Here is a 13,587-nt window from a genome sequence, read left to right as displayed (position 1 = left end):
CCTGTGAGAGCGCGCGGGCTTTCCACGCCAAGGCCGCTACCAGGTACTTCGAGACGACACCAATCGGCGAACCACTTCTCTTCCGGAATTTTTCTGGAAAACCCGTCTTGACTTCCGGTGTGCTGTCGCTCAGATTCGACGGCGAGGGCAAGGATGCCCACGGCTTTCCGGGCAGACCTGCCGCGTCGGAGTTTCGCTTCAGATGTGGGCCAGTTCGTCCGGGCCGATGTTAACGCTAACATTCCCGAGTGCAGGCCCAGGACCCGCAACACCCCCCTCGGGCGGACCGTGCGGCCCCAGGGCTCTGGAGGCAGAACCATGGTGACGTCGAACAGATCCCCGATCACGCCGTCCCCGCGGCCGCGGAGATGGCTGCTGCGGCTCGTCATCGCCGGCGTGATGGCGCTGGTGATCGGCGGCGCAGGCGCCGTGACAGCACCTGCGCCCGCCGCCGCGGCGTCGGTCGACACCGACGCCTGGTACGTGCTGGTGAACCGCGGCAGCGGCAAGGCGTTGGACGTGTACAACCGGGCCACCGGCGACGGGGCACGGATCACCCAGTGGACCCGCAACGACCAGGACCAGCAGCAGTGGCAGTTCGTCGACTCCGGCGGCGGTTACTACCGGCTGGAGTCGAGGATCTCGGGCAAGGTGCTGGACGTCCACAACTGGTCGACCGCCAACGGTGCCGCCATCGTCCAGTGGACCGACCACAACCAGGAGAACCAGCAGTTCCGGCTGGAGGACGCATCCGGCGGCCACGTCCGGCTGATCAACCGGCACAGCAACAAGGCCCTGGAGGTCCAGGGCGGCTCGACCGCCGACGGTGCCGCCATCGTGCAGTACGACGACTGGGGCGGCGACAACCAGCAGTGGCAGCTCGTCCGCGTCGACGGCGGGGGACCGGGCGGCACGTGCGCCCTTCCGTCGACCTACAACTGGACGTCGACCGGCCCGCTGGCCCAGCCCCGGCAGGGATGGGCCTCGCTCAAGGACTTCACCCACGCCCCCTACAACGGCAGGCACCTCGTCTACGCGACCACCCACGACACGGGCACGTCATGGGGCTCGATGAACTTCGGGCTCTTCGACGACTGGTCCGGCATGGCCTCGGCCGGCCAGAACCCGATGCCCTTCTCCGCCGTCGCACCCACGCTCTTCCATTTCGCCCCCAAGAACATCTGGGTGCTCGCCTACCAGTGGGGCGGGCCCGCCTTCTCCTACCGGACATCGACCGATCCCACCGATGTGAACAGCTGGTCGTCGCCGCAGACCCTCTTCAACGGGAGCATCGCCAACTCCTCCACCGGGCCCATCGACCAGGCGCTCATCGGGGACGACACGCACATGTACCTGTTCTTCGCCGGTGACAACGGCAGGATCTACCGGGCGAGCATGCCCATCGGCAACTTCCCGGGCAGCTTCGGTTCGACCTCGACGATCGTCATGTCCGACAGCACCAACAACCTGTTCGAGGGCGTCCAGGTCTACAAGGTCGAGGGTGAGAACCGGTACCTCATGCTCGTCGAGGCGATCGGCGCGCAGGGAAACCGCTACTTCCGCTCGTTCACGGCCACCAGCCTCGGCGGGACGTGGACACCGCAGGCCGCCACCGAGAACAACCCCTTCGCCGGGCGGGTCAACAGCGGCGCCACCTGGACCGACGACATCAGCCACGGCGAGCTGGTCCGCACCGGTCCCGACCAGACTATGACCATCGACCCCTGCGACATGCAGCTCCTCTACCAGGGGCGCTCTCCCAACTCCGGAGGCGACTACAACCTGCTGCCCTACCGGCCGGGTGTGCTGACGCTGCAGCGCTGACGGGGAAGCACCGGGCGGCGCATTCGGGGTGCGCCGCCCGCCTCGGCCCGGTCGGCCGCTCGACACGAACGGCTGTCGCTCCGGCGACACCCCCCGCCGCGGCCGGTTCTCCACCGTTTTTCGGCCCCAAGAGGGGGTCTCGCCGGTTCAGGTCGCCGCCCTTCGCGCACGTTCGGCCACCTCGGCGAGCCAGGCGTCGTCGGCGCGGGCGTGGTCGTGGTCCGACCGGGGTCGGGGCGGCACCGGTTCCGTCCCTGCGGTCAGACGCCGCGGAGGAACTCCTCGGCCTCGTTGCGGAGGCGTTCGGGAGCCACGGACCAGACCCGGGTGCCCATCACCTCGCGCAGCCTGACCGCCTTCACCTCCCGGGGAGCGTCCCTGCGTACGCCGAGGTGGAACCACATGTGGTCGAGCCTGTCGTAGGGAAGGTCCCAGACCGGGGCGAAGGAGCTCTCCTCCGGGTTGCCGGGCTGCGGGTCGACGAACATCCTTCCCACCTCGTCGGCGGTCGCGGGCGGTTCGATCTTGCGGAGCGTGAGCCCGAATTCATCGATGAGACCGCGAAAGAGCACCCGGTGGTTCTCGACGAGCTCGGTCGAGGGGCGCCCGCCCTTTTCGAACCACAGGGCAAACACCCATCCTGTCCCTCTTGTGCGAGCGAGTTCCAGGACGAGGCGGTGTCCCTCGTCGTCGGTGAAGGGGCGGTGCGCGATGCTCGGCTTCGCTCCGTAACCCTCGGTGCGGGGTGTGTTCTCCTCGAGCTGGAGTGCGTCGTGCAGCCGCCGCACCTGTTCGGGGGTCAGGTCTCCGGAGGAGAACGCCATGAGCGCGGGATAGAGCACGGGGGGTCCCTTCTTCGGTCCGGTGTGTTCGGAGGCCGGGAGGGTCAGGCCGACCGGTCGGATGCCCTGGCAGCGTGGTCGTGTCCGCCTTGGCCGCCGCTCCGCGGAAAAGGGAGGCGGAGAGCGGCGTTGCGGCACTCAGCGTACCGATACAGGGACCGGATCGGGACTCCGTCGCTCACTCGGTCCGCGGCAGGCGGTCACGCGGGGTTTCCTCGCCGGTGTGCGGCCGGCACCATGGCGATGCGTGAGCACCTCTACACCCCCGGTGAACTGCTCCGCGCCGATCAGCTGCTCCCTGAACCGGAGCGGCTCTCCCCGCTGTCGAAGGGCGACTGACGCCGCAGGTGACAGTGGCCCCCATCGTGGAGGGGCACGGCGAGATGTCCGCGATACGTACCCTTGTCAGGCGCATCGGCCTCGAGCTGCTCGACACCTACATCGAGGTGGAGCAGCCCTTCCGGCTCGACTCCGCGAAGATGCGCAAGCCCGAGGAACTGGCCAAGGCGATCAGAGTCCAGGCGACACGTGTCCGGGGCCAGGGAGGTGTCCTCGTACTCCGCGACGGTGACGACTCCGACATCACCTGCCCCGTCGCACTTGCCGCGTCCCTGGCGCCGAAGCCGGATCTGGTCACCGTGCCCGTGGAGATCGTGATCGCACGCCACGAGTACGAGGCATGGTTCCTGGCCGCGGCCGAATCCCTGCGCTCCCATCCCTCCGTCCGCAGCGACGCCCGGGCGCCGGAAGACCCTGAGGGCAGGCGCGACGCCAAGGGGAGCTTGCGTGACATCATGAACGAGTCCTACAAGGAGACCCTCCACCAGGCCGAGTTCTCCGCCGTGATGGACCTGGAAACGGCGGAAGGACGAAGCCGGTCCTTCCGCCGCATGGTCAACGCGGTCCGGTCGCTCAGCGGATGGTCTGCGCGGCGCGCTCCGCGCTCACGCCTCCTTCCCGACCGTCCGCCGGACCAGGGCCAGGTCCGCGGGCCCCGGCGGGCGGAACCGGCCGCCCTTGGCCGTGTACTCGTCGCCGTGCTCCTCCAGATACCCGCCGAACAGCGAGCACACGGGTACGACGGTGACGCCTCTGCGGATGCTGTCGTCCAGGGCCTCGCGCACGAGCAGCCCGCCCAGGCCGCGGCCCCTGAACTCCGACGCGACCTCGGTGTGGAAGAAGACGCGCTCGCCGCCCCCGTCGGGCGGGTCGACGAAATCGGCGCGGCCGGCGGTGGTGCCGTCGTCCAGCGCCACGGTGTAGGTGCTGACGCCTTGCTCCTCGCCGAGGTCCACGTGCACGGGAGCGCCGGTCTTGTCGGTCCGCGGTTCGGTCATGGCGACCACCTCTCTGTGGAAACGGTGTCGGTTCGTCCGGAGCGGTCGGCGGCGTACCGGCCCGGGGCGCGGGCGCCCGCACCCCGGTCAGGTCCGGGAGCGCGCGTGGGGCGGCGGGTTCTCCCGGGGCCGGATACGCACCGGCGGCAGCTTCGGGGCCGGGAGCCGGGACATCCCGTCGCGGTTCCTGCCCGGGCCGCCGTGCCCCACGTAGCCCTCGACGCGGCCGAAGCGCTCGCCGTGCTCCTGCCACTCCTCCTGGTACCGCTGGATCTCCTCCATCGAACGCCCCAGGAAGTTCCACCACATGAGGACCTGCTCGGTGAAGGGAGCCCCTTCCAGGAACACGAGCCGAGCCGGTCCACCGCCGCCGTTGGCGACGCGCAGCGTCCGGCTGCCCACCCCGGTGTAGCCCACGGTGTCCTCGGGCACGTGCACGCCTTCGAGGGTGACGGCCTCCCCGGTGTCCACCAGCAGGCCGTGCTCGAACCCCGGATCGACCGGCAGGTCGAGGGTCCTGCCCGGGCCGAGGCCGATCTCGGCCCCCACCAGCGGCGTGTGCGTGCCCACCGGAGACTCGGAGCCCAGCAGCGAACCGAGGAACACGAGGGCGGAGCCGCCGTCGAACTCCACGGGCTCGGGGACGAAGCTCTCGAGCCGGCGCTCGGGCCTGTGCCGCGCCTCCTCCGGCAGGGCGATCCACAGCTGCACCCCGTGGAGCAGGTCGGTGTCGGGGGTCGAGGTCTCGGAGTGGCAGATGCCCGAGCCCGCCGTCATCAGGTGCATCTGCCCCGGAAGGATGCGGGCGCCGTTGCCCCCGGAGTCGAGGTGGGCGATCGCTCCCTCGAACAGCCAGCTGAGCGTCTGCAGCCCCGTGTGCGGGTGCGGGGCCACGTCCATCCCGCCGTTGGCCGACATCCGGTCCGGCCCGTAGTGGTCGATGAAGCACCACGCGCCGATCAGCGAGCGCTGCCGCTGCGGCAGGGTGCGCCGCACGTGCATGGCGCGCGGTCCGCCCAGGGGCACGGCGCGGGCGGTGATGATCTCGACCGGGGCCCCGTCCTCGCGTTCGGCCTGCGGTCCGGGCCGGCCGCCGTCGGCGCACACATGGGTCTTCGGGTTCGCCTCCGGATTGGTCATCGGGATGCCCCTTCCTCCGAGGACGCGGTGATCGCCGCCGCGGTGCTCCCCGGCGTCCCGGCGGAAGTACCGGGCCTCCGCGTCTCCACGGTATGTGTCCAGGCCTCGGACCGCCCCTACCCACTTCGGGCGCGGGGATGTGCGGCCGCCTCAGCCCCTGCCCGCGGCGCGGCGTGCCGGTCCGCGCACCGTCCGGGCGGGGCCCGTCAACCGATCGGTTGATGCCGCGATCCACCGATCCCGTGGCCGGGCGGGCGATCCGCGCGGCGACCTCCCCGGGAGAGGCTCGGGGCATGCCGATCATCGATGTCAGGAACCTGCACAAGCGCTACGGGGAGAAGACCGCCGTCGACGACGTCTCCTTCTCCGTCGAGGAGGGTGAGATCTTCGGGATCCTCGGCCCCAACGGAGCCGGGAAGACCACCACGGTCGAGTGCGTCGCGGGGATGCGTCCCGCCGACGCCGGGTCGGTCAGCGTGCTCGGCCGGGACCCCCGGCGGGACCGGGACGAGGTCCGCGAGCTCCTCGGAGTCCAACTCCAGGAGGCGCGGCTGCCCGACCGCCTGCGGACCGGGGAGGCCCTCGACCTCTACGCCTCGTTCTACCGCTCCCCGGCCGACACCGGACGGCTCCTGGAGTCGCTGGGGATCGCCGACAAGCGCGACACCCAGTACCGCAGGCTGTCCGGGGGCCAGAAGCAGCGGCTGTCCATCGCCCTGGCCCTCGTGGAAAACCCCCGGGTGGCCGTCTTCGACGAGCTGACCACGGGACTGAACCCGCAGGCGCGGCGGGACACCTGGGACCTCGTCGAGAACGTGCGCGACTCCGGTGTCACGGTCGTGCTTGTCACGCACTTCATGGACGAGGCCGAACGGCTCTGCGACCGGATCGCCGTGGTCGACTCGGGCCGCATCGCCGCCCTGGACACCCCGGCCGGGCTCGTCGCGCGCACCGACCCCGAGCAGCGGGTGACCTTCCGCGCCCCCCGGGACTTCGACGAGCAGGTGCTCGCGGCGCGGCCCGAGGTGGCCTCCGCGCACCGCAGCGGGCACCAGGTCCGGGTGACCGGCCGGGGCAACCTGCTCCACGCCGTGACCTCCGTCCTGGCCCGCGAGCACGTCGTCGCCGAGGACCTGCGCGTCGAGCGCTCCAACCTCGACGACGCGTTCGTCGCCCTGACCGGCCGCTCCCCCGAAGCATGAACACCGACACCGAGAGAAGGTCCCCTGTGTCCGCCCTGCTCCGCACCGCCGCGACCGAGGCCCGGCTGCTGACACGCGAGCCCGTCGCGATCTGTGTCGGGATCCTGCTCCCCACCGTGCTCCTGCTGGGGCTCGGCGCACTGCCGGTGCTGCGGGAGCCCGCCCCCGAGTTCGGCGGCCTGCGCTTCGTCGACACCTGGGCTCCCATGGCCCTGATCCTCGGCACGGGGATCCTGTGCGTCCAGCACCTGCCGTCCACCCTGGCCTCCTACCGGGAGAAGGGTGTGCTGCGCCGGATGTCGACGACGCCGGTGCATCCCGGGGTGCTCCTGACCGCGCAGATCGGCGTGGTGTCCGCCGCGGCGACCCTCTCCGCGCTGCTCCTGGTGCTGTCCTCCTGGCTGGTCCTGGACGTCGAGCCGCCGAGCCGGCCGCTGCTGTTCACCGCCGCGTTCGCCGTCGGCACCGCCTCGCTCATCGCGCTGGGGGTCCTGGTCGCCGCCGTGGCGCCCGGCGCGACAGCGGCCTCCGGCCTGTCGACGGCCCTGTACATGCTGCTGCTGCTCGTGGGCGGCGTCTTCCTGCCGCAGAACGTCCTCCCCGGCTTCCTTGCGCGCCTGGGAGAGGTCACACCCCCCGGGGCCCAGCTCCTGCTGGCGAGCTGGTCGGGGGACTCCGGGGGCGCGGTGCTCCCGCCGCTCGTCCAGCTGGCGATAATGGCCGGTGTCGCGCTGGCGGCCGCCGCACTGGCGGCCCGGCTGTTCCGATGGGAGTGAGCGGCGGATGAACGGGGGGAGCGGCAAGGCGGACACGGCCTGGAACGGGGACCGGTGGTGGGACGGGTTCCTCGCCGTCGCCCCCTGGGCCCTGCTGCTGCCCGCGGCGGCACTGGTCCTGTCCCAGCCCTCGGCGAGTGGGGGAGGGCACGCGGCCGTCGCCGGCCTGACCGCGCTCACCGCAGCCTGGATGCTCCTCGGGTACGCGCTGCCCGGGCAGGGCGGCCGCCCGCTCCTGGCCGGGCTCCACTTCGCGGGACTCCTCGCCCTGTCCTCGGCGCTGATGGCGCACGACCCCCTGTTCGTGATGTTCACCGTCGCGCTGTTCTTCCGCGCCATGGTGCTGCCCCGGCAGCTGGTCTTCGCCGGGGTCGCGGCCACCGCGATCGCGCTGTACACGGCCGTCATGGGGTTCCCCGGGACGGACGCGGACAAGCCCTTCCTGGAGCACCTGTTCGTCTACGTCGGTGTGATCGCCATCCAGACCGTGGCCGTCGGCGGAGGGCTCGCGCTCGCGGCCAGGACCGCCGAGCAGCACCGGGAGCGCCGGCTGACGGTGGCCAGGCTGGAGGCGGCCTTGGAGGAGAACGCCGGGCTGCACGCGCAGCTGCTCACCCAGGCCCGGGAGGCCGGGGTGCTGGACGAGCGCCAGAGGATGGCGCGGGAGATCCATGACACCCTGGCCCAGGGGCTCACCGGGATCGTGACGCAGATCCAGGCGGCCCAGCGGGTGTGGGAGACACCCGAGGCGGCGCGTCCGCACGTGGACCGCGCGCTCGGCCTGGCGAGGGAGAGCCTGACCGAGGCGCGGCGCTCCGTGCAGGCCCTGCGCCCCGGGCAGCTGGCGGAGAGCCAGCTGCCCGAGGCCCTGGGTGAGCTCACCCGCCGCTGGGGCGAGGAGAACGGCGTCCGCCCCGACCTCGACGTCACGGGCGAGCGCGTCGCGCTGAGCCCGGCGATCGAGGTGGCCCTCTTCCGGGTGGCCCAGGAGGCGCTCACCAACGTTGCCCGGCACGCCGGCGCCTCGCGCGTGGGCGTGACCTTGTCCTACTCCGGCGACGTCGTCCTGCTCGACGTCCGCGACGACGGCAGGGGCATCACGGGACACAACCAGCACGGGTTCGGGCTCAGGAGCATGAGCCAGCGCATCCGCGGGATCGGGGGAACGGTGGAGATCGAGAGCCGCGAGGGGGAGGGCACCGCCGTCAGCGCCACCGTGCCCGCGATTGCGGTGGAGGCGGCGTGATCCGGGTCCTCATCGCCGACGACCACCCCGTCGTGCGCGACGGCCTGCGCGGCGCCTTCGCCGCGGAGGAGGACATCGAGGTGGTCGGCGAGGCGGCCAACGGCCGCGAGGCGATCGAGCAGGTCGGCCGGTTGGCCGTCGACGTGGTCCTGATGGATCTGCGCATGCCGGTCCTCTCCGGTGTCGAGGCGATCGCCGCCCTGTCCCGTACCCGGCCCGAGGTGCGCGTCCTCGTCCTCACCACCTTCGACAGCGAGAGGGACGTGTTTCCGGCGATCGAGGCCGGGGCCGCCGGCTACCTGCTCAAGGACGCCTCCCCCGACGAACTGCTGCGCGGGGTGCGCTCGGTGCACCGCGGGGAGTCCGTCCTGGCGCCGACCGCGGTGAAGCATCTGATGGGGCAGGTGCGCAGGCCCGTGGGCCAGAACCTGAGCGACCGGGAGCTGGAGGTGCTGGGGCTCGTCGCCGACGGCGCCTCCAACCGGGCCGCCGCGGCGCGGCTGTTCATCAGCGAGGCAAGCATCAAGACCCACCTGCAGCACGTGTACAACAAGCTCGGCGTGCGCGACCGGGCCGCGGCGGTCGCCGAGGCCTACCGCCGCGGCCTTCTCGGATAGGACGCGGGCCGCTCCCGGCCGCTGCCGGGCCGCCGCGGCCCGGGCGGGGGAGGGGCCTCAGGGGCCGGTGGTCGGTGCGCGCATGGCGTCGGCGATCCAGGCGTAGGGCAGGTCCTCCGGGCCCTCCTCGGGTGCGGTTCCGTTGACCGCCGCCACCAGCGCCAGGTAGCGGCCGTGGGTGTCGTCGTACACGGGGCCCTCGGAGGCGGCGTCCTCCTCCGCGATCTGGCGCATGAGGTCGGGGATCCGGCGGTATCCCTCGGCCATCCGGTCGCGGAACTCGGGGGTGAGCGTCATGCCGGACAGTGCTGTCGCGGCCTCCATGAAGCGGACGACCGCCTCCTGGGCCCGAGGGGAGCGGGGGGACTCCCCGGCACGGTGCACGGCAAGGATCTCGCCGACGAGCGCCGCCCCGTCCGTGTGGATGAAGTCCTGGACGGGGGCACTCGCCACGGTCTGTCCCTCCGGTGTGGAGTAGGTGTCCCGCAGATAGGTGCGGACCGAGTCGCGGAACTCCGCGTCCCGCACCAGGTCGGCCAGTTCGATCCAGGCCTCGAGCTGGTCGGCCGTGGGATCCGCCGGCAGGACCGGGCGCATCGTCCGCAGCCGGTCGACGAAGCCGTCGGGAACGTCGAGGCCCTCGCCAACCTCGTTCCAGAAGTCGTCGACGACCCGCTCGCGCTCCTCGTCGGTCATCGAGACGAGCTTGTGCATCAGATCGGCCTGCGCGGTCGTGCCGCCCTGCCTGATCAGGGTCCTGAGCACGGCCCGCCTGGCCCGCAGGGTGCGCTCGTGGCGCTCGACGATCTCCAGGTGGGTGGTGAGCAGGTCGTGCAGGGTCGTGCCGCCGCCGAGGAGCCGGCGGATCTCGCCCAGGTCGGTGTCCAGCTCGCGCAGGGTGCGGACGAGTTCCAGCCGGGCGATGGCGCCGACGTCGTAGAACCGGTGGCCGGCCTCGTTCAGGCGGGTCGGCTCGACGACTCCGGCGTCGGCGTAGAAGCGGACGGCGCTCACGCTCAGGCCGCTGCGGCGCGCGGCGTCTCCGATGGGGTACAGCTCTCGGTCGTGCATAGGGCCACTGTGGGGCCTCGAGCGGCTTGAGATGCAAGTCCGTCCGCAGAGTTTCCTCTTCCGGACTCCTCCGGCCGCCGCGCGGGGCGGTGCCGGGGCGCCGCCGGACCAGGTTGTGCGCGGTCCGCGTCGGCCCCGTTTGGCGGACGGGTCCGCGGACGGCAGAGTGGACGGATGTTCACCCGCCTGTCCCGGATCCTGAGCCCGTTCATGCTCCTGCTGCTCCTCCTGCCGGTCGCCGCGACGCTGATACCGGCCCGAGGGGTGGCGGCGCAGGCCCTGGACCACGCCACCGTCGCGGCGATCTGCCTGCTGTTCTTCCTCCACGGAGCCAAGCTCTCCCCCTTCGAGACCCGCCGCGGGTTCTCCCGGTGGAGGTTCCAGCTGCTCGTGCTCGGCTGCACGTTCCTGGTGTTCCCGCTGCTGGGGCTGGCGATCGCGGCACTGCCGTCCTCCGTGCTGAACCCGGTGATGGCGACGGGCTTCCTCTTCCTGTGCATCCTGCCCTCGACCGTGCAGTCCTCGATCGCCTTCACCTCGATCGCCCGGGGCAACGTGGCCCTCGCCGTCAGCTCGGCGTCCATCTCCAACGTCCTCGGAGTGGTCCTCACGCCCCTGCTCGCCGCGATCCTGCTGGGCTCCACGGTGGAGATCACCCCCGAGTCCCTGCTGGGGATCTTCGGGCAGCTCGTCGTCCCCTTCGTCCTCGGACAGCTCCTGCACAGCAGGGTGGGGCCGTGGCTCAAGAGGCACGGCCGGACCGTCTCGGCCGTCGACCAGGGGTCGGTGCTGCTCGTCGTCTACGCGGCGTTCAGCGCCGGGGTGACCCAAGGGCTCTGGGAGGTCGTCCCGCCCTCGCAGCTGCTCGTCGTCGTCCTGGTCTCCTGCGTGCTCCTGGCCGTGGTGCTCACCCTGTTCGGATGGCTGGGCAGGGTGTCGCGCATGGACCGCGCCGACCGGATCGTCCTGCTGTTCTGCGGGTCGAAGAAGAGTCAGGTGAGCGGACTGCCCATGGCCGTCCTGCTGTTCCCCTCGGAGCAGGCCGGGATGTACGTGCTCCCGCTGATGATCTTCCACCTGATCCAGCTCCTGGTCTGCGCGGTGATCGCCGAGAGGCTCTCCCGCGCCGCGCCGGGAGGCGACCACGCCCCGCAGGCCTCCGGCTGACCTCCGGGGCGGACCCCCGGCCGTGACCGGACCGGGGACCCGCCACGGTCCGCCTCCGGCCACGGTCCGCACGGGCGGGCCGTGGCCGGGAACGGGGTCGGTGGCTCAGAAGCGGTCGACCAGGAGCTGCCCGTCGGTAGCGCTCCGGCCGGCCAGGCCGCTGCCGTAGTTGGCCTCGACCCGCGCGCGCTCGGAGGCGTTGGGGGCGCGGTTGGTGCAGTTCACGCCGCCGGTGGAGCCCGACATCAGCGAGGAGCACGGGCCGGGCTTGGCGTCGGGCAGGCCCAGGCTGTGGCCGAGTTCGTGCGCGGCGATGCGCACCGCGTCATAGCCCTCGGCGGTGCCCTGGCGGCCCATCCAGACGGTGACCTGGCGGCCCGGCCGCACCGGACCCAGGTGGGCGCGGGGCCAGCCGTTGTCGGCGATGACGAGGATCTCGGCGCGGCGGCCGGAGGGGACCGGCACCAGGCGGACGTTGTTGACGCTGGAGTTCCATATGCTCACGGCCGAGGAGACGGCGGAGGTGTACTCGGCGGCCCTGCTCGCGTCGTAGTACAGGACGGTCTGGTTCAGCTGCTGGGTCTGCTCGGCGGGAGCCGCGGTGGCCGGGGCGGTGCCCGTCAGCGTCAGTGCCAGCGCGCTCAGTGCGATGAGGAGGGGGGTGAGGATGCGTCTCAGCACGGGGGGTCTCCCTGGGGGTGAGGGTGCTGATGTCGTTTTGTGACCCCTCGGGGTCGCGATGATGCTATGCGTAGTTGTGTTGCGCCACAAGACGTGCAGAGCATCTCCTTGCGGCACTGCGTGCCGTCCTCACCCCGGAACGGAGCGCTCGGATCCCGCGCCCGCCGGCCCGGCGGCCGGGTCCGCTCTCCTCCGGTGCCTCGGGGAGGCCGGGGCGGACGCCCCAGCAGGTCACGCGGCGGCCCGAACGGTTCCGCGTTCGCGCGGCAGCAGCCAGGGCCGGCACACCAGGAAGATCAGCGCGATCTCCACCGGGGCTCCCGCGTAGTACATCAGCTCGGCCCCGGCACGGGCCTGCTCGGCGGGCACCCCCTCGGGAGGTGCGGCGTAGAGCGTCTTGGCGAGGATGTTGTGCGCCGCGATCGCGAGCACCAGCACCGCCGCGCGCCACTGCGGGGAGGACCGGTGCGGAGCGGGATCGGGACCTCCCAGGACGGCGAAGGCGAACAGGTATCCCGCGGCCGCGACGTGCACGTGGACCAGGGCGTGCAGGAGCGGGTCGGTGTGCATGGCCGCGTACAGACCGGTCCGGTAGAGGACCCACAGACCGCCGACGTTGAGCACGCCCGCCACGAGCGGACCCGCCAGGACACCCGCGGGACGGGAGGCCAGCAGCCGCGCGACGGGGCGGGCCGCACGCACCGGCAGCACCCGCAGGAGCAGGGTGACCGGAGCCGCCAGGACCAGCAGGAGCGGGCCCAGCATGCCCAGCAGGACGTGCCCCGCCATGTGGACGGTGAAGTCGTGGTGGGCCGGCCGGGCCAGGGGCCCGACCACGGCCGCGCCCACGGACAGACATCCCGCCGCCCACGCCAGCGTACGCGCCGCCGGCCATGCGATACCGCGTCCGCGCAGGACCAGGACCGCAGCCAGGTAGGACACGAGGAGGACGGCCGGCAGTGCGGCGGCCGGCCACTCGCCCGCAACGGGCAGGGCGGCTTCCGGGCCGGGATGCGTGTGGTGGTCCACGGGTCAGGTCCGGGCGGGCTTCGCGAGCCGCCGCGCGCGCCGCGCGGTCGTGACCCACAGCACGATCCCGGCCAGGAGCAGGACGGCGGCGATCACGTTCCAGGTCACGTCGTAGGACAGCAGGTCCACCCCGTAGCGGATCTGGTGCAGGCCCAGCACCTTGTGCTGGATCAGCCCGTCGTAGAGCTGGAAGAACCCGGCGCCGGTCAGCCACCCGGCGGCGAAGGCCGCGCCCCAGAAGGCGCGTTCGCGGCTCAGCGCGGCGACCATCAGCAGCGACGCGACGGTGGCGAACCAGCTGAAGGCGTGGAAGAGCCCGTCCGAGATCAGGGCCACGTCAGGGGTGGACAGGTCGTAGAAGTGGTGCCAGCGCAGCAGCTGGTGGAAGACCACCTCGTCGACGAAGGCGACCGTACCCAGGCCGAGCAGGACGCCCGCGACCAGGTTGCGGCCGTGGCGTGTGTTCCGCCGTGCCTGCGGTGGTGTGGACACCGTTTCCCCCTCGATGCCGTGTCCCGGTGCGCGGTACGGCGCGCTCGGCCGCCCGGAGCTGGGGATGCGACTACCCGCCGGGGCCCGGGGGAAACAGCGGTGCGCCCGAGGAGTCCACCTGCCGCCGAACCTCCGCACGGCAGGCTGCGGCGATGAGTGGCCT

13 protein-coding genes and 1 pseudogene are annotated in these 13,587 nt (G+C 72.0%); 7 read left to right on the top strand and 7 right to left on the bottom strand.

Annotated features, from left to right (window positions below; all coding sequences use genetic code 11):
* The first annotated feature begins 399 nt into the window (after positions 1-399).
* A complete protein-coding gene (locus tag FHS13_RS06885; protein ID WP_184290220.1) occupies positions 400-1,824 on the top strand; it encodes a non-reducing end alpha-L-arabinofuranosidase family hydrolase in 1,425 nt (474 codons plus the stop codon).
* Between the two features lie 260 nt (positions 1,825-2,084).
* Here FHS13_RS06885 and FHS13_RS06880 read toward each other — a convergent pair whose 3' ends face one another.
* Positions 2,085-2,666, bottom strand: a complete 582-nt coding sequence (locus tag FHS13_RS06880) for a hypothetical protein (RefSeq protein ID WP_184289364.1) — start codon at positions 2,664-2,666, stop codon at positions 2,085-2,087.
* Positions 2,667-3,013: 347 nt separating this feature from the next.
* Here FHS13_RS06880 and FHS13_RS06875 point away from each other — a divergent pair.
* Positions 3,014-3,559 (top strand): annotated as a pseudogene (locus FHS13_RS06875) (DUF4276 family protein); the annotation flags it as partial.
* Between the two features lie 51 nt (positions 3,560-3,610).
* Here the strand turns inward: FHS13_RS06875 and FHS13_RS06870 are convergent.
* Positions 3,611-4,003 (bottom strand): GNAT family N-acetyltransferase, encoded by a 393-nt coding sequence (locus FHS13_RS06870; protein ID WP_184289361.1) that lies wholly within the window; start codon positions 4,001-4,003, stop codon positions 3,611-3,613.
* An 87-nt stretch (positions 4,004-4,090) separates the two neighbouring features.
* Positions 4,091-5,143, bottom strand: a complete 1,053-nt coding sequence (locus FHS13_RS06865) for a pirin family protein (RefSeq protein WP_184289358.1) — start codon at positions 5,141-5,143, stop codon at positions 4,091-4,093.
* Between the two features lie 293 nt (positions 5,144-5,436).
* Between FHS13_RS06865 and FHS13_RS06860 the strand changes: the two genes are divergently transcribed.
* Genes FHS13_RS06860 through FHS13_RS06845 form a run of 4 tightly spaced genes read left to right on the top strand, consistent with a single transcriptional unit; the run spans position 5,437 to position 8,984 of the window.
* Positions 5,437-6,345, top strand: a complete 909-nt coding sequence (locus FHS13_RS06860) for an ABC transporter ATP-binding protein (protein WP_184289355.1) — start codon at positions 5,437-5,439, stop codon at positions 6,343-6,345.
* A gap of 26 nt (positions 6,346-6,371) precedes the next feature.
* Positions 6,372-7,121 carry an ABC transporter permease gene (locus FHS13_RS06855; protein WP_343064933.1) on the top strand — a complete coding sequence of 250 codons (750 nt, stop codon included), beginning with the start codon at positions 6,372-6,374 and terminating at the stop codon, positions 7,119-7,121.
* Positions 7,122-7,128: 7 nt separating this feature from the next.
* Positions 7,129-8,367 carry a sensor histidine kinase gene (locus FHS13_RS06850; protein WP_184289349.1) on the top strand — a complete coding sequence of 413 codons (1,239 nt, stop codon included), beginning with the start codon at positions 7,129-7,131 and terminating at the stop codon, positions 8,365-8,367.
* Positions 8,364-8,984, top strand: a complete 621-nt coding sequence (locus tag FHS13_RS06845; protein ID WP_184289346.1) for a response regulator — start codon at positions 8,364-8,366, stop codon at positions 8,982-8,984. The genes FHS13_RS06850 and FHS13_RS06845 overlap by 4 nt, the downstream gene beginning before the upstream one ends.
* A 57-nt stretch (positions 8,985-9,041) precedes the next feature.
* Here FHS13_RS06845 and FHS13_RS06840 read toward each other — a convergent pair whose 3' ends face one another.
* Positions 9,042-10,055, bottom strand: a complete 1,014-nt coding sequence (locus tag FHS13_RS06840) for a MerR family transcriptional regulator (RefSeq protein WP_184289343.1) — start codon at positions 10,053-10,055, stop codon at positions 9,042-9,044.
* Between the two features lie 174 nt (positions 10,056-10,229).
* Here FHS13_RS06840 and FHS13_RS06835 point away from each other — a divergent pair, with 174 nt between their 5' ends.
* Positions 10,230-11,222, top strand: coding sequence for a bile acid:sodium symporter family protein (locus FHS13_RS06835; protein WP_184289340.1), 993 nt, complete (start codon positions 10,230-10,232; stop codon positions 11,220-11,222).
* A 105-nt stretch (positions 11,223-11,327) separates the two neighbouring features.
* Here the strand turns inward: FHS13_RS06835 and FHS13_RS06830 are convergent, their stop codons facing one another.
* From FHS13_RS06830 to FHS13_RS06820, 3 genes are all read right to left on the bottom strand, one after another.
* A complete protein-coding gene (locus FHS13_RS06830) occupies positions 11,328-11,903 on the bottom strand; it encodes a snapalysin family zinc-dependent metalloprotease (RefSeq protein WP_184289338.1) in 576 nt (191 codons plus the stop codon).
* 231 nt (positions 11,904-12,134) lie between these two features.
* Positions 12,135-12,932: a cytochrome c oxidase assembly protein gene (locus tag FHS13_RS06825; protein ID WP_184289335.1), complete on the bottom strand. Its 798-nt coding sequence runs from the start codon at positions 12,930-12,932 to the stop codon at positions 12,135-12,137.
* A gap of 3 nt (positions 12,933-12,935) precedes the next feature.
* The gene (locus tag FHS13_RS06820) at positions 12,936-13,424 is read right to left on the bottom strand and encodes a DUF2243 domain-containing protein (protein ID WP_184289332.1); all 489 of its coding nucleotides are present in this window, start codon (positions 13,422-13,424) and stop codon (positions 12,936-12,938) included.
* Positions 13,425-13,587 lie beyond the last annotated feature (163 nt).

The sequence above is a fragment of the Nocardiopsis algeriensis genome, assembly GCF_014203695.1.
GTDB classification, from domain to species: domain Bacteria; phylum Actinomycetota; class Actinomycetes; order Streptosporangiales; family Streptosporangiaceae; genus Nocardiopsis; species Nocardiopsis algeriensis.
This window is presented reverse-complemented; position numbering and strand designations above follow the sequence as displayed.